This is a genomic window from Aureibacter tunicatorum (assembly GCF_036492635.1).
Taxonomy (GTDB): domain Bacteria; phylum Bacteroidota; class Bacteroidia; order Cytophagales; family Cyclobacteriaceae; genus Aureibacter; species Aureibacter tunicatorum.
In genome coordinates, this window is sequence record NZ_AP025305.1 from 1,288,490 (window position 1) to 1,304,270 (window position 15,781).

The 15,781-nt window shown below is 36.3% G+C and carries 11 protein-coding genes; 5 read left to right on the plus strand and 6 right to left on the minus strand.

The window, feature by feature from the left end:
- Positions 1 to 75: 75 nt before the first annotated feature.
- Positions 76 to 1,020, plus strand: coding sequence for a hypothetical protein (locus AABK36_RS05560; RefSeq protein ID WP_309942002.1), 945 nt, complete (start codon positions 76 to 78; stop codon positions 1,018 to 1,020).
- A gap of 58 nt (positions 1,021 to 1,078) precedes the next feature.
- Here AABK36_RS05560 and AABK36_RS05565 read toward each other — a convergent pair whose 3' ends face one another.
- Positions 1,079 to 2,488: a DUF1254 domain-containing protein gene (locus AABK36_RS05565; RefSeq protein WP_309942005.1), complete on the minus strand. Its 1,410-nt coding sequence runs from the start codon at positions 2,486 to 2,488 to the stop codon at positions 1,079 to 1,081.
- A gap of 186 nt (positions 2,489 to 2,674) precedes the next feature.
- On the opposite strand from AABK36_RS05565, the gene AABK36_RS05570 reads away from it, so the two are divergent.
- The 3 genes from AABK36_RS05570 to AABK36_RS05580 all read left to right on the plus strand — a co-directional run bounded on the left by AABK36_RS05570 (position 2,675) and on the right by AABK36_RS05580 (position 6,793).
- Positions 2,675 to 3,631 carry a helix-turn-helix transcriptional regulator gene (locus AABK36_RS05570; protein WP_309942007.1) on the plus strand — a complete coding sequence of 319 codons (957 nt, stop codon included), beginning with the start codon at positions 2,675 to 2,677 and terminating at the stop codon, positions 3,629 to 3,631.
- Between the two features lie 216 nt (positions 3,632 to 3,847).
- The gene (locus tag AABK36_RS05575; protein ID WP_309942009.1) at positions 3,848 to 6,010 is read left to right on the plus strand and encodes a M3 family metallopeptidase; all 2,163 of its coding nucleotides are present in this window, start codon (positions 3,848 to 3,850) and stop codon (positions 6,008 to 6,010) included.
- A gap of 171 nt (positions 6,011 to 6,181) precedes the next feature.
- Positions 6,182 to 6,793 carry a class I SAM-dependent methyltransferase gene (locus AABK36_RS05580; RefSeq protein WP_309942011.1) on the plus strand — a complete coding sequence of 204 codons (612 nt, stop codon included), beginning with the start codon at positions 6,182 to 6,184 and terminating at the stop codon, positions 6,791 to 6,793.
- Between the two features lie 64 nt (positions 6,794 to 6,857).
- Here AABK36_RS05580 and AABK36_RS05585 read toward each other — a convergent pair whose 3' ends face one another.
- Entirely contained in the window at positions 6,858 to 7,322 is a 465-nt protein-coding gene (locus AABK36_RS05585) for a hypothetical protein (protein WP_309942013.1), read from the minus strand.
- A gap of 398 nt (positions 7,323 to 7,720) precedes the next feature.
- On the minus strand, positions 7,721 to 11,926 hold the full coding sequence (locus AABK36_RS05590) for a zinc-dependent metalloprotease (protein ID WP_309942015.1): 4,206 nt from the start codon (positions 11,924 to 11,926) through the stop codon (positions 7,721 to 7,723).
- 749 nt (positions 11,927 to 12,675) lie between these two features.
- Between AABK36_RS05590 and AABK36_RS05595 the strand changes: the two genes are divergently transcribed.
- On the plus strand, positions 12,676 to 13,146 hold the full coding sequence (locus AABK36_RS05595) for a nuclear transport factor 2 family protein (RefSeq protein WP_309942016.1): 471 nt from the start codon (positions 12,676 to 12,678) through the stop codon (positions 13,144 to 13,146).
- A 116-nt stretch (positions 13,147 to 13,262) separates the two neighbouring features.
- Here AABK36_RS05595 and AABK36_RS05600 read toward each other — a convergent pair whose 3' ends face one another.
- The 3 genes from AABK36_RS05600 to AABK36_RS05610 form a co-directional block, all read right to left on the minus strand.
- Positions 13,263 to 14,186 carry an SDR family NAD(P)-dependent oxidoreductase gene (locus AABK36_RS05600; protein WP_309942018.1) on the minus strand — a complete coding sequence of 308 codons (924 nt, stop codon included), beginning with the start codon at positions 14,184 to 14,186 and terminating at the stop codon, positions 13,263 to 13,265.
- A gap of 51 nt (positions 14,187 to 14,237) precedes the next feature.
- Positions 14,238 to 14,645 (minus strand): DUF4345 domain-containing protein, encoded by a 408-nt coding sequence (locus tag AABK36_RS05605; RefSeq protein ID WP_309942019.1) that lies wholly within the window; start codon positions 14,643 to 14,645, stop codon positions 14,238 to 14,240.
- A gap of 84 nt (positions 14,646 to 14,729) precedes the next feature.
- On the minus strand, positions 14,730 to 15,566 hold the full coding sequence (locus AABK36_RS05610) for a helix-turn-helix domain-containing protein (RefSeq protein ID WP_309942021.1): 837 nt from the start codon (positions 15,564 to 15,566) through the stop codon (positions 14,730 to 14,732).
- Positions 15,567 to 15,781: the final 215 nt, after the last annotated feature.

Genomic DNA, 15,781 nt, shown 5'->3' on the forward strand with positions numbered 1-15,781 from the left:
ATTAATTGCCCAATAATCAATGACTGGTTTCAGTATATTTGTTTTATTATACTTATGATAAAACACAATAATTAAATGAAACTACACAAGCTTTTGCTGGGGCTACTGTTAGCACCGATGTTTTTTGGGTGTTCTGCTTTGTTTGATCCTTCTTCTGGTGGGGATACTGTTGAGAAGAATCCTTATAGATTGAAAACGACGAATGTTTTTATGTCAACAGGAATTCAAACATCAAAAATCGAATATTTTTATCAGGACGAAAGAGTTACGCATTCTATTTACTCAGTGCCATCAGTAGATAATTCGTGGTTTGAGACAAGAAAAGACGTCTATGAATATGATGGCAATAAAGTAACGAAATTCGAGTTTTTTAAAGCTGAATCAGGTGACTGGGAAGAAAGCAATGCTTACACGTATTTCGAATTTGAAGATGGAAGATTAGTCAAACTTACATATGATATTTTTAATGGCACTGATGTGCAGGAGTATGCATATGATGGCAATGCGTTGGCTTCCATGGAGTTTAGAAAGTTCACAGGAGCCAATAAGGATCAGGAAGTAATGTATAATAAGCATGAAAATGTCTATCAGGGTGGCAACTTGATAGAGTCTATAGTCTACTATAAGGATAAGCTATCAATACTTGAATTGAGTCCTTACACCAAAGACAGTTTTATCTATAATTCTGATAATTTGACTAAATATGTGAACTATCAATATGATATGAATACATCGGAATGGAAAGAGCGAAACATAACTGAATACACTTATACAGGTGGCTTAATGGACTCATATGTGAAGTCATATTGGAGCGATGCTGAAAATAAATGGTTGGTTACCTTTCAGGCTGATTATGAGTATAATGAAAATAATTTCGTTGTGAGAATGGAAAATGTTTACACAGAATCTCCTTCTGTGAATAATAGAATACATACTTATGAGTATGAAGAAGAGAAAGGAAATTTGAAGTCATTTGAAGATCCTCAAAGAATTGGCATATATCAAACTTCTGTGCTTTAATTTCAATTGTTGAAATGCTCAAAGCCGTCTCTTTGAAGTGACGGCTTTGAGTTAATGACTAATCTATTTTATATAATTGAGGAAGTTTATAGCTTCCTTCATATACTTCTTTTTCAGGTTCATATAGTCTAAATTGCAACATGAAATCCTCGTTAGGAGCCGGCAACCAATTAGCCTTCATTTTTTTATCTTTAGGTTGCTTGTGAGAAATATAGATGGTTAAGCTGCCGTCATCATTTTTGATTAACTTTTCCGTTGTTGAACCGATTTTGTATCTGTCAATTTTATTTTCGACCATGAATCTGTCTTTAGCATCATACATGGTAATCGACCAAAAACCTCCATCTTGTTCTCTCACAGGGATATCAGCAGGAAGCGTGATTTGGTATGAGTTGTTCCCGTTTAATTGAACACCCTTGTTGTCAACATATCTTTTGGGATACATGGCTCTTTCAGGAGAATTAAGTCCTATAGAATTCATGTTTATGGAAGATCTTGCCAGATAATCAGTGCCATAAACTCCTGCATTGTATTCCCAATTCCAACCGTTGACTGGTTGTGAACTGTTTCTTGCAGCATCTAAAATAATATTGAAGCCATCAATATACGCTTGTTGCAATGCTAGAGCTTTTATCTCGCTTATTGAATCAATCGAATTTGCTCCTATTCCGATTTCCTTGAATGTATCTACGATCGCTTGGTCTTCAGCCAGCGGATTTTCAGCGATAACAACTTCCAGTCGTTTAAACCATTCTAGACCTTGAGGGAAATTAACTTTTGGAGCTTCTGAACTATTTTGCGGAGTTGGCTGAGAAGGTCCGTTAGGGTATTGGTCTAAAGGCATCAAGCGAAATTCTTTCTGAATTTGTCGAGCTATTTTTTGATCTTTGTTGTTCTTCACGCCAATTCTCCCGGCAAGCCATATATATTTAGTTCGTGAATAATATACAGGTAGGTTTTCAGGCAATGGGCCATCATAACCTTCTTTTGCTAAAATGAAATATCCGCCTTCTTCACCAACAGTAGCGTTGCATAGATCAACCACAGACTCTGTATACATGTCCAATATTTGCTCAATCCAATAGCGATTTTCTATTTTCGGGACAAAAAGCACCATTGGCTGGTCATCAAGGTCGGCCCAGCCCTGTATGTAATAGGTGTCGTTATTGGGCGTGGTATAGGATCTGTCTCTATAATCCCAAAGCCTAGTTATCGGTCCAAGCTCATTGATGGGCGCTTGCCCATTGCTCATCGGGTGATCTACTGAGGTTTGAAGCTCTCTGGCCACATCCATCATGACAGGAGCCCAACCATAGACCATTGCTTGCACGCCTATGCTGTATGCGTAGTTATATTCATTTTTATCCTTTTCATTCATGTCATTACTTGACGTTTGCATTCCAAAGGATGGCATGGAAACTATAATGGCCAAAAGGAATATTGCGATTATTTTATTTACTTTTTGCATGACTTTATTATTTTGATTGTCAATAAAGAGCAAGTTTAGCTTTGTGGTTTCAGCTAATAAGCTTTTAATGACACAAAGGTCAGCTATTTGGAGTGATTTCAGCTTTTAAGTAAGTGTCTTTGACTTTTAAAAAAATGGCAAATATTTTTTAAACGAGTTATAGATTGGGAAATAGATTGTACTGCTATGAAAAACGAAGTCCAACTGGATGTGTCAGATGACAATACATCTGGCTTTTTTGAAAAAATCAGCGAAAAGCGTGGCGGAAATTGGAATGGAGAATCGCTTGACTTTTCAGATGATGATGGCGTGTATCAGGTTATATCATTTCAATATGAAAATGACGTTCAAGTAGGAATAACGGAAATGCGCTTGAATTATCCGTTAAGAATAGTCAATAAGCCAACAGGCAAGGCTAAGCATGTTGCAATTAGGATAGGTTTTAATGGCGATATCTATAACCTTAAAGGTCAAGATGTTCCCACAGAAGGAGTTTTTATGTACAATGCGGCTCAGTCTTATGAAGCTGTATTTCCAGCATATATTTGGTTGAAGTGGATGGTCATTAGGTTTCCTTATGACTATTTTGATAAATGGAATCAAGAAAGGGAATTCAAACTATCTCAAATTATGAAATCTCAAGACAAATGGTTTTTATACTATAGGCTAATTCCAGAAATTGAAGCATTGGTAAGAGAATGCTTTAACAAGTCAATGACTAATGAGCTCAGGAGAATAATCTATTACGCAAGAGCTTATGAAATTATAGGGCGGATTATGTTGTTGGTGGAGTCTGAAGGAGAAAGAGTCGTAAGCATGAAAGTGCGCGAAGATGATTTGAACGTGATGTTTAGAGTGAAAGATTTTATATTGAATGACTTTTCAATGACTCCTAATTTGGAAGATTTAAGCAAGCAGTTTCTGATGAGCAAATCCAAATTGCAGCGAACATTCAAAAAAGTCTTTAATATGCCGTTGCTGAAGCTTTACAATCATCATAGAATGGAAGAAGCTCATAAAATGCTGAAATACTCAGACATGCCAGTGTATGAGATTGGCGAACAGCTTGGCTTTAGCGATTTAGCGCACTTTAGCAGCAGCTTCAAGAAATTCTTTGGCTATAATCCGAATGATTTGAGGTGATCTTATGGATAGGTATTTATCTATATATCCATAAAGCCTTATCTTGTCTTTGAAACTGTCATATCTGAATTTGCTGGGAAGGTAATTTGAAATGCAAATATTAGTTGGGATTAAAGTATTCGTTGGATAGATTGATAAAGGGGATATTTTTAGTGATTCTACGTGTATTTAATTATCTTTAATGTGTATTTATTTATTGATTTTTAAAGAGATGGAATGAAAAAAATACACATGTGGAAAATTATTGGCCGCGTGCTGATAATTTGCTTGGCTTTGTCTTGTTCAGAGCAAAAAGAAACAAATAAGAATAAAATTGAGAATCCATTGTTAGGTAAATTTGATAATAAATTTGGAGCCGCTCCATTTGATAAAATAAAGCCGGAGCATTTTATCCCTGCGATAGAAGCGGGTATTCAAGAAGGAAAAAAGGAGGTTGAAGCGATAATTGATAACTCCGAGAAGCCTAGTTTTGAGAACACAATTGTGGCTTTGGAGCGTTCGGGAGCTTTGCTTTCCAGAACGAACACTTTACTGGGGCATTTGAATAGCGCTGAGACAAATTCTGATATTCAGGAAGCTGCAAGAAAAGCATCGCCATTGACTTCTGATTATTACAACGATTTATTGCTTAATGAAGCTTTATTCAAAAGAGTGAAGCAAGTGTACGATCAAAAGTCGACTTTGGGATTGAATCCAGAGCAATCGACTTTGCTGGAAAACAAGTACAGAATGTTCGCTAATAACGGAGCTTTATTGGATAGTGAGGGCAAAAATCATTTGAGAGAAATCAATAAGAAATTGTCCGAGTTGAAGATAAAATTCGGAGAAAATGTGTTGGCAGAAACGAATGAGCTATTGGTCGTGGTAGAGGAAGAGTCCAGACTGTCGGGAATTCCAGAAGACGCGATAGAAAGGGCCAAAAAAGTAGCTACTGACAAACAAATGCCTGAATCATGGGCGTTTACCTTGCATATGCCAAGCTATATAGCTGTGATGACATATGCCGATGATCGACAGTTGAGAGAGGAAATGCTTAAAACGTACAAGAGCCAAGGAAACAACGGCAACGAGAATGACAATAGAGAAGTTGTAAGACAATTGGTGCAACTTCGATACGAGAAGGCTAAGCTTTTAGGATATGGCAATTATGCAGATATGGTTTTGGAGGAGCGCATGGCCGATTCAGAGGAAGCTGTGATTGGATTCTTGGATAAATTGTATGACTTGGCAATGCCTGTGGCTCAAAAGGAGAAAAAAGAGCTCGCTGAATTCATGAAAAAAGAAGGATTGAACGATGACGTTCAAGCTTGGGACTGGTCGTATTATTCTGAAAAATTGAAAAAGTCGAAGTTTGATGTCAATGATGAAGATCTAAAGCCATATTTCAAATTGGAGAATGTTTTGGATGGGATTTTTGAAATATCAAATCGTTTATTCGGAATTAGCTTTGAAAAGGTAGAGGGGATTCCTGTCTGGCATGAGGATGTGATGACATATGAGATGAAAGACGAGAATGGTAAGCATTTGGCTTTATTTTACGCTGATTATTTCCCTAGAGAAGGCAAGCGAGGCGGTGCTTGGATGAATTCGATTAGACCTCAATTGACAGGCGAGCAAGGCGAGGTGAGACCTCATGTGATCAATATTTGCAGCTTTACGCCGCCTACTGAAGATAAACCGTCATTATTGACTTATAGAGAGGTTGAAACATTGTTTCATGAATTTGGACATGGATTGCACGGCATGTTAGCCCAAGGGAATTACGCGAGTATTTCAGGTACAGGAGTTTATAGAGATTTTGTGGAGTTGCCATCCCAGTTGTTGGAAAATTGGGCTGGAGAAGCGGAAGCATTGGAGCTATTTGCCAAGCATTATCAAACGGGAGAATCAATTCCTGCTGAATTGGTGGACAAGATCAAGAAAAGCTCTCAATTCAATGAAGGCTACGCAACAATAAGACAGCTTAGTTTTGGGTACTTGGATATGGCTTGGCATACTTTGGGAGAGAATGAGTCTCAACGAATGAATGAATTCGCGAAAGACATCAATAGTGTGGAGAGCTTTGAAAATGACGCCATGAAGAAAACAAGAATGTTTCCGGTGATTGATGGCGATGTGATGAGCACTCAGTTCGGGCATTTGTTTGCGGGAGGTTATGCCGCAGGATATTATAGTTACAAGTGGGCTGAAGTTTTGGATGCTGACGCTTTTGAGCAATTCAAGAAACAAGGAATCTTTGACCAAACAGTTGCCGACAAGTTCAAGGACAATGTATTGACTAAAGGTGGTTCCGAGCACCCGATGGTATTATACAAGCGATTTGCTGGACAAGAGCCTTCTGTGGACGCCTTGGCAAGACGAGCAGGTTTTATTAAATAAAATATTATTCTATAAAAAGTAATTCTAAGCAACTGCTATTGGCAGTTGCTTTTTTGTTTCCGGCAGTTTCAATAAATGAATGAGAATATTGCAGGACAGTTTTACTCAATGCAGTGATTGGTTGGGGAATTTTAGCCAGTTCTTTTTAAATTAAATACAAATCGAAGAACTATGGCAGAAAGAAAAAATCATTGGGAAACAGTATACCTTAATAAAAGTCCCGAACAAGTCAGTTGGACGCAAGAAGAACCAACAGTATCCTTGGAAATGATTAAAGGGTTAAAGTTGGAGAAATCAGCTAAAATTATTGATGTAGGGGGAGGGGATAGCAACTTAGTTGACTTTTTATTAGAAGAGGGCTATGAGAATATCACCGTTTTGGATATTTCAACCAAAGCTTTGGAAAAGGCTCAACAAAGGTTAGGAATAGAGAAAGCGTCGAAAGTTAAATGGATTGCAAGTGATATTGTCGAATTTAAACCAGAAGAGCATTATGATTTATGGCATGATAGGGCTGCATTTCACTTTCTTACTACTGAAGAACAGATCAACGCGTATATCAAAATTGCCGAGGAATTTGCAGACAGATATTTGGTTGTAGGCACTTTTTCAGATAACGGTCCCAAAAAATGCAGTGGCTTGGAAATTACTCAATATAGCGAAGAGGAGATGGCTAATGTGTTTGGGGAAGATTTTGAAAAGATGTACTGCATAGAGCATGAACATGTGACGCCTTTTAATACGAAGCAGAATTTCGTGTTTTGCAGTTTTATGAAAAAATGATTTTAGATAAAATAACCTCTCAATGATTCTGTGATTGAGAGGTTATTAATATTCAATTAGCTATTTAGTTAATTTGCTTTCTAAAAATGAATCTAGTAATGAAGATCCCTTTGCCATCGCCTTTACCGCTATCACTTTCAACTCCACTTGTCACAAATGCTAATTCATATCCTTCTTTAACCAAGCTGTTAATTTTCGATGATATTAAGGCATCGTTTGATGCTACATTTTGGAAGTTGATACCAGCAGCACTAAAAAAGTTAAGAAGTTTTGTTTCAGCAAACTTATTTACTTTTGCATCAGATCTTTTGACATCTTTTTGATTGCTTTTTTTCCCATCAACTCTTTCAGTAGTGAAGCTCTCGGCATCTAAAGGATTTTTCTCTTCGATGATTCTTGACCTACCAATACCCATTGGTACAATTGATTCGACAGTTGTTACAATTTTGTACTCATAATCTTGAGAAAAAGCTACTTCAGAAATTGCCATTAATGCAAAAACCAAAGATAAAATTTTAATTTTAAGCATAGTATTTAGTTTAATTAGTTTAGTTAGCTCAAAATTGACTTTTTTATTGTAAAATTTCAACTGATATTATGTGAATTGTTCTTTGAATATTATTATTTAGTTTGTTTAATAAATAAAATGCATTATTTTATTTATTAAGTTAAATAATGCAAATTTAGGCATGAATATTCAATGGGTTATAGTTTTGACTTTTAAAAAAATTAAATGCCTATCCTTGAAGAGTATGTTTTGAGTTGTGTTTTCTTTTAGAGAAAGTATGGATTGTTAAGTCTCTTTCTGATATGGATATAATGGAAGTTAAAAAAGGGAATTAATCATAAAAAAACCACTATGATCAAATGACCACAGTGGCTTATTCTCAACTTAAAATTTAGCGTAATTTAAAATAGACGCTAACACTATTTAACCAGCACTCTCTTTACTACTTTTCCTTCAGAAGTGTTGATATGCACTAAATAAACTCCTGATACTTGATCGCTTATATCTACTTTGGAACCTTCAGTAATGGTAGCGATTTGTTTGCCTATTACATTATAAACAATAATTGATTGAATCGTAATTCCTATGCCATTCACATGGAACACCCCTTGATTAGGGTTAGGGTGGATTTTGATATTGGCTGTCAGGTCGTTATTGCCCAAAGGAACTGAATTCTCGATAGTAATAGATTTTATAACATCTTCGGCAGGGTTGAATTCATCATTTCCATCTTGAGAAGCAGTCACATCAGCAGTCCCTGGACCAACTATTAACAATTCTCCATTTTCAATTCTAACTACAGATACATCTGAGCTTGAATACGCAACATCCAGTCCAGATGTAGCAGTTGCTGTCAATGCAATATTAGCATCGCCAACTTTAGCCGTTGACTGAAGATTGAATGTGATGGTTTGGTCTTGAGCTTCAATTTCTTTTTCTTTTTGACCTGCTTTTATTTGAGCTTCAGGCTCTTCATTATATGCATAGTCAATGATTTCAACAGTAGATCCATCCGCCGCAACTGCAAATTGAGCCCATCCGTAATGATCTTTTCCTGCTATTGTAAATCTAAATCCTGCGTAACCCGTCTGACCAGCCCATACTGTATAATCGTCATTGTACAAATGATGTAGATTATTTGAATCTCCGCCTTGAACCCAATTTGAATTCTCGTCAATTACTTCATTTTCATTTATTAAGGTAACATTCCTATCTCCGTCGACAGAAACAACGAAACCTTGATAAGACTCAACTTCAAAACTAGATCCGTTATACCAAATGCCGTGTCCTTTAGCCCCTGATGGAGAAAAATCCATATCTAAAGTAAAGAACCATTTTCTAAATGTATTATCTCCTTTATCAATCGTTTTTGTAGCGACATCATGATTGCCGTCAACTATTTCATCACCGTAGATTATTTTATATGGGCCTTTTACAGCTATAGAGTAATTATTAAGGTCTACATTGATAACTTTATCAGCATCGACACCTTCAAAAGCTGCGTCAGTAAACTCTATAGTAATATTCTCAAATGCATCTCCAACAGACAAAGAAGATGGATCTGAAACTACTATTCTTCCCATTAGAGAAGTCGCTGTAGATTTTGATATTTCTAAAGTAAATCCGCTCGGCAAGCCATCAACAGTATAGTGTGTCCCTTCAATTAAATCACCATTAATTGCGCTATTAAATTCTCCGTTTTTAATGTTGATCACATTATCCACTGACATAGCATTTCCATTTTGAAGTCTCAGTTGGAATTCTGATGATGCAGGACTGATTACAGGAGCTAATTGTGGAATAGTAATAGGTAAATTAGGAGCGAGTCTATAAGCTGCGTCTATGACGGTTACATCATTAGCATTGTTTCCTACAGCGATTTGCAACCATGCATAATGTTTTTGACCATTTGTAAATTCAAGTTCAAGGCCTATAAAACCTTCCGTATTCTCAAACACTGTATAGTTGTCATTCCAGAAACTAGGATAGTCCGGATAAGCTTCTGATTGCAATAAGTTTGAATTTGGCCCTACAACATCGCCAGATTCAAGTTTATCAATATTCGTTGTGTTTCCAATAACAACAACTCTACCTACTTGATACATTTCCAAATCCCATGCACCAGGATCTTTGCCTGTATTCCAAAATGTTCCAAATCCCCACTGTGATTCATCATTTGGGTTGCTTGCTTGATTGTCAGTGATTCTAAACCACTCCCATCCATCATCGTTGTATACATTCAATGGAACATACTCAATTCCATCTTCAATTAGTATTTGATCTTTATCTTCAAAGTTAATGCTTAAATCAAAATCAACATCTTTGAAAGCCGATGCGTCATTATTACTAAATGCGGAATTATTAAATGTTAAAGTTATATTATCAACATTATGATAAGATTCATGCTTGTCAGCATTTCCAATCAAATTAAGGGTTACTTCATTTGATGATGCTATCTCTAGTTCGGCTGTTAAACCTGAAGGGATATTTTCAACGGTATAATCCGTTCCCAATGTCAACTGTCCCGTTGAAGCCTTAAATTGAACGTTGTCACTTATGATTTCAAAAGTGGTTGAGCCCACCGAACCATTATTTTCTTCATTTTCATTAAAAACCAAAGAGCCAGGAACTATTTTATTTGATCCTTTAAATCCAGTTACAATTGGACCATCTGGTTTATTATAATAAGCCGCGTCAATGACTGTGATTTCATCTCCGGCAGCATTGACTGCGATCTGAATCCATCCATAAAATCTTTCGCCTTCATGCTCAAAAGAAATACCCGCATATTTTGACTGGCCCACCCAAGATGTGAAATTAACACCATCTGTTTTTTTGACAGAATGGTAATAATAATTACTGGCATTGATATTTGATGTTAGCCATTGGGAGTTTCCTGCTGGATTAGATCCTACTTCTACGCCTTCATCTAGCATTTCCACATATGTATATTCAGTAGATCCGGGCTCCATGGTCGCTAATACTTGGCGTCCACCTTCATCAGACATACCTAACTCAAGATAATCACCATCAGCATAAGTATAGAAATATGTATTTGGCACACTAAGATCAATCGTAAAACCTACATTGCCTCTGTCGTCATCGTCATCAGCGCTTCCCGAATTATTAGAAACAGCTGGAGAGAATTTTTTGTAAATTACGTCATAATCGTCTCTAAAAACAATCGATATTACATCGCTTCCGGGGTTTTGAATCATCGAAACATCTAGATTAAACGCAGGAGCCAAGAACTCCAATTCAAAATTTGTCACGCTTTCAGATGCAGTATGCGCGTTAGCTTTTCCAGTAAATGTTATTTTTACTGAAGTAGCGCTAGCAACGGTTACCACAGGAGTCAAACCATCAGGCACATTGCTCACTCTATAGTCAGTTCCTGAGACTAATTCTTGTCCCACAGGTTTGGTGAAATTCATTGCTGATGGATCTGATGTTCCTTTGATGGTTATTTCAATTTCACTATCGACTAGTCCGTCATTTGACAAGTTTTCTTTAAATCTAAGTTTATCAAATGAAAGAGCATAACTGTCAATTCCAAGGGTCCTTTTTAGGTTTTCAGGTGTCCATAACTGGTTACGTTCTGCTTCAGGACTATTAAGCGAAGCTATTAATCGCTCTTTTTGTCCAAATGTAAACATTTTTGTACAAGCGGAATAATCCATGAAATTTTCATGGTTCACAGGCACGCCGCATGGTTCAAAACTGTCATTACAGCCTTCAGGACCATGGCTTGTTGTCGGAGGAGTATCATCCACGAAGTCATTTGGCCCATCGCATCCACCTTGGAAAGGGTGAGCTAAGTTTAAGAAGTGGCCTAATTCATGAGTAAGCACTCGCTTCATGTGAAGGTTAAAGTCTCTGTCATCAGCAAAACCGCCCCAACCTAAAAATCGAGGGTTGAAAACGATGCCGTCTATGCCTTCATCAGCATAAGCTTGATTCGGCAAGAATGCCCATCCAGAGCCATATAGATCGTCGTCAGAGCCAGTATCCAAATCAGGAATATCTGTCAACCAAATATTGACATAACCCGGCCAATAGTCAGTATTGTCTTTTAGAAGACTTCCTCTCCAGTTGTTGTCTCTGCCACCGTCTTTGCCTTCATTTCGACCATCGTATTCGACACCTGGATATCTCACTATGCCGGCTTCATCAAGTCGGTTGCCTTCCGGGTCAAATATTGCCAGTCTAAATTCTATGCCCATGTTGGCTCTTAAGTGAGCAAATCTAGGATCGACATCATTATAGTCATCATTCAATGCGTTGTAGTCTTCATTTAGAATCTCAACAGCGCTTTCGATTTGCTGTCTGGTAACAACGTCTCTTGAGCTCAGATTAAATCCTCTCACGCCATCGGAGATGTGGAAGATTAATGGAATAATATAATTGGTTTCAACGTCTGCTGATCTTGAAGCACGTTGCTTTTGGATATAGCTGTTGATGAATTCTTGCAAGCGATTGTATGAGTCCGCGTACTCTGAATTTTCCTGCATATTTTTCTTGTGCAATTCCTCATCATGGTGAGTATGTGAGGGGTGCTCATGTGCAAATGCTCCGATTAAGGGGATCAATATGGCTAGTCCCCATAAGAGTAGTTTTTTGTTCATTTCAAATCAAGTTTAATTAAAGTATAACTATTGTTGTTGTAAGGTCAATTCAAAAATGTCTTTGGTTTAAAATATGATTATTCCGATTTTTTGATCGTTAAATTACTCATTTGTTATAGAATATTTGTCTGATGCTCCCTAAACGCGCATTTGCATGTCTGAATGAAGATTAACTGAATATATATAAACTTAAACTCAAAAAGAAATTTTCAAAGAGGTGTTAAAGGATGATGAAAAATCATTTCTATATTTATTTTTTAATCTTAAATTGTTTTAATTGATTATATATTTGTTTTAATAATATTTTAATTGAATTAAAATATTTTATTATTGATTATTTAATGGGTGTGTGTTTATGGAAATAAATGCAACTTTGTTGCATTTATTTTTAATGAAGGATTTATCTTCCTAGTGAAAACAAATACGATAATTACATAATAAATAGATTGTGTTTATTTGTTAAATTGAACTTTTTTAATTTTGGGTTTGCCGGTTTTTCAGATGGACGAGAGGTTTTACTTCCGAATTCAGATGAGAGCAACAAAGAATTTCTTAACAAGTAGTAGTAATTTTTGACTTAAAAAATATTAATTATATATTTAAATAGTTAAAGTGTTGTTGTGCGTTGATTCAATTTTATGGTTGAAATATGGCATCGCTTTTTCTTTGTTAGAAATAAAATTGATATCAATATTTGATATTTTTTTAAAAAGGGAATCATTACAATTTTTACCTAAAACAATATATAAATGCAACGTATTTTTGGATTTCTATTTTTAGTTGTGATCACGTTTTCGTGCAAACATGACAAAAGGCAGGTCAACAATGGACCAAGTGAAGGGCAAAAGAATAATGTGAATGTAGTCAATCAATATTTTAAACATTTCAACGGACACGATTGGCAAAAAATGGCTGAGCTGTATCAAGAGACAGCTCTCTTTAAAGATCCTAGTATTGGAAATAAGCCAATTAGCCAATCTCATGAAGAAATAGTTGGAAAGTATTCGACTCTAAATGAGGTTATCCCTGATTTGCATGATGAGGTAATCGAAGTTTACCCTTCAGGAGATAAAAATGTAATCGTTGAGTTTGTGTCCACAGGCACGACTCCTGACGGCAATAAATTTGAATTGCCGATTTGCACCATTTTCACTATTGAAAACGGGAAAATAAGCAAGGACTTTACTTATTATGATAATTTTGATGAAAGCGGAGAGTGATTCATGAAATGCAAATGCAGAGTCCAATATTTTAGACTCTGCATTGTACAGTATATGAAATAATTAAAGAGTTTCTATTTAACTGTTTTTGTGTTCAAATATTTGACAAAGCAAGGTCAGTACAAAAAGCTTCGAATCGCTTCGTAAGCATTATCCTGAAACTTTTGATTGCTCAAATCACTAAATATAGAGCTTTGATCCACCAATTTTCCTGTTAATACATTCTTTTTGCTGCCATAGAATATTCCGCTTTTAAATGCAGGGTTATTAATTCCTTCCACAAATCTAGACGCTCCTTTTTCCAAACTATGGGACAAGCCTAACAGCGGCATAAAAATCGGCATGCCAATATACTTAAACATAATTCTCTGCAATAAAGGCATATCATCAAAACCTTGCGTCCCGCGCGTTCCGCCGGGACTCATGCTTATGAATCTTAAATGAGGATGTTTTCTTGCCATGGAAGACATCCACATGGTTCCTCCGTATTTGATAACGCCATACACTTGCATTGCGTCAAAGTCGTTTCCAAAAGCTTTGCCATTGAATACTTCTTTAAACTCCTTCACTGAAGAAGTCTTAAGGCTTGGTCTTTTCATTCCTGTTTTTTCTATGCCTCTGGCTGCTTCAGAACTTGCAAAAAGAGCTGTTTTTTTCAGCTTATCATATTTGATCATTTCATCCAGTAGATAAACATGTCCTAGCAAATTGGTGGCTGTGATCTGGGTAACACCGTCTGAAGTGATCTTTTCAGGAGTTTTGCCACCCATGCCGCCCGCATTCATAATCAATGCATCGACAGGTTCATTCATGCTCATAACAGCATTCCTAACCGAATTTAGATTGGATACATCCATGACTATTATTTCAAAGACTTTCCTGCCTGTCTTTTCCTCAAGATCTTTTTTTGCTTCCTCTGCTTTGACTCTGTTTCTGCATGCCAAATAGATCTTTTCAGTATGATTCAACATGGCAAGCTGTCTAGCAGTGTCTTTGCCAATACCCGCATTTGCACCTGTGATTAAAACTGACTTATTCATAATCTCTAGTGATTTTTAATTTGAAATGAAATTTGTTAGAAGGAGTGAAGACTATGCTGTCTTTTTGCCATTATATTGGTATATCGAAAAGAAGACAAAGCCGGTAATGCCAAGGATTAACTCCAATCCAGTAGCCTTGACCAAGCCATCAACGGGCATTCCATCCGCCAGTATGCTGATCAATCTTCCGATACCTAGAGATGTGAATAATAAGGATGCTAATAGTGTGGACGTATAACTTAGCGAGCATCGAAAAGCTCCTAGCAAACTAACTATCGACACTCCTAATAACAGAGCGCCGAAAGCTCTTGAATCATTGATAATATTGATGTTTTCAGCGATATCTATGCCTGATCCAGCTTTAAATTCCACAGGAACGGATAATGTGGCTCCGCCAAGAACCATCAATAAGATTCCGGATAAGATAAGGTAGGTTTTTAATACTTTTGAATTTCTCATAACATTGTTCTTTAATTGTTTCGATACAAATGTCGCGGTAATCCAAAAGATTGATTTTACAGATTAGCTCAAAAGCTTCTCATTTTAGCTCAATCGAAAGTCTGTGGGCGATTTTCCATATTCAGCGGAGAAATTGCGATTAAAAGTAGCCAAGGAGTCATAGCCCACATCAAAAGCTATATCCGAAATTCGTTCGTTTCCCGATTTCAACATATCAGCGGCGCGTTCTACTTTTCTTTTATTAATATATTTCTTCGGACTTTCGTCAAATACTTCTTTGAACTTTCTTTTGAAAGAGGGCAAACTCAAATGAGCAAGCGCAGCTAATTCTTCCAAGCTAAGGTTAGCAAATAGATTTTGTTGAATGACTTTCTTGAACTCAAGCTCTTTGGGTTGAAATAAAGCTGATAAAAAATCCAGCTGAGAAGGCGCTTGTTGTGACTTGGTCATCAATAGAACGAATTCTTTGAGCTTAGTTTTGATCATATTATCGTCGGCAAGTTCGGGACTGTCTAATAATATATTGATACTTTCTCGATAATTATCCAACAATCGATCGACTTGAACTTGCTTCATGTTATAATCTGTTTTATAGTCTGTAACCGAATACTCAAATTCAAAAAGATCTTTGACTAAAGAAGGGTACAAAAAAACGCCAACAGCTTCCACGCCTTCCTTGCAAAGAACAGGATCATCCGTTGGTTCAAAAAAATAGTTGAGACACTTGGCTAGCATTGCTGTGCTTCTATTTAGTTTAAGGTAGTCTTCCGGTGCTCTAAGGCCGACTTCACCCTGATTTACAAACATAAAGCAAGCTTCATCTTCGACATAGTTTTTTAGTGTTCGATTAAAAAAAGGCATGGAAAGTCGAATAAACACAATCTTTCCTTTGTACTTGATTACTTGCTCTTTGAATTCCATTTATAATTATGATTGCTAAACAAATAAAATAGATAATTAAGTTGAATATATAAGGTTCAATGTTTGTATTCTATAAAAAATGAAAAAATAGATTTTAATATGCTTTAAGAAGTATATTTTATCTTTTGTGTTAATTTTTAAACATGCATTAGTTTATTTATTTTTAATGCTAATAAAGTTATATATGATACTGTTTTGTTTTTTTTTATTGTTTT

Coding starts and splice junctions, on each gene's coding strand:
- AABK36_RS05600 (WP_309942018.1), bottom strand. CDS start 14,186: ATGAATAAGTCAGTTTTAATCACAGGTGCAAATGCGGGTATTGGCAAA.
- AABK36_RS05570 (WP_309942007.1), top strand. CDS start 2,675: ATGAAAAACGAAGTCCAACTGGATGTGTCAGATGACAATACATCTGGC.
- AABK36_RS05560 (WP_309942002.1), top strand. CDS start 76: ATGAAACTACACAAGCTTTTGCTGGGGCTACTGTTAGCACCGATGTTT.
- AABK36_RS05590 (WP_309942015.1), bottom strand. CDS start 11,926: ATGAACAAAAAACTACTCTTATGGGGACTAGCCATATTGATCCCCTTA.
- AABK36_RS05595 (WP_309942016.1), top strand. CDS start 12,676: ATGCAACGTATTTTTGGATTTCTATTTTTAGTTGTGATCACGTTTTCG.
- AABK36_RS05565 (WP_309942005.1), bottom strand. CDS start 2,488: ATGCAAAAAGTAAATAAAATAATCGCAATATTCCTTTTGGCCATTATA.
- AABK36_RS05605 (WP_309942019.1), bottom strand. CDS start 14,645: ATGAGAAATTCAAAAGTATTAAAAACCTACCTTATCTTATCCGGAATC.
- AABK36_RS05610 (WP_309942021.1), bottom strand. CDS start 15,566: ATGGAATTCAAAGAGCAAGTAATCAAGTACAAAGGAAAGATTGTGTTT.
- AABK36_RS05575 (WP_309942009.1), top strand. CDS start 3,848: ATGAAAAAAATACACATGTGGAAAATTATTGGCCGCGTGCTGATAATT.
- AABK36_RS05580 (WP_309942011.1), top strand. CDS start 6,182: ATGGCAGAAAGAAAAAATCATTGGGAAACAGTATACCTTAATAAAAGT.
- AABK36_RS05585 (WP_309942013.1), bottom strand. CDS start 7,322: ATGCTTAAAATTAAAATTTTATCTTTGGTTTTTGCATTAATGGCAATT.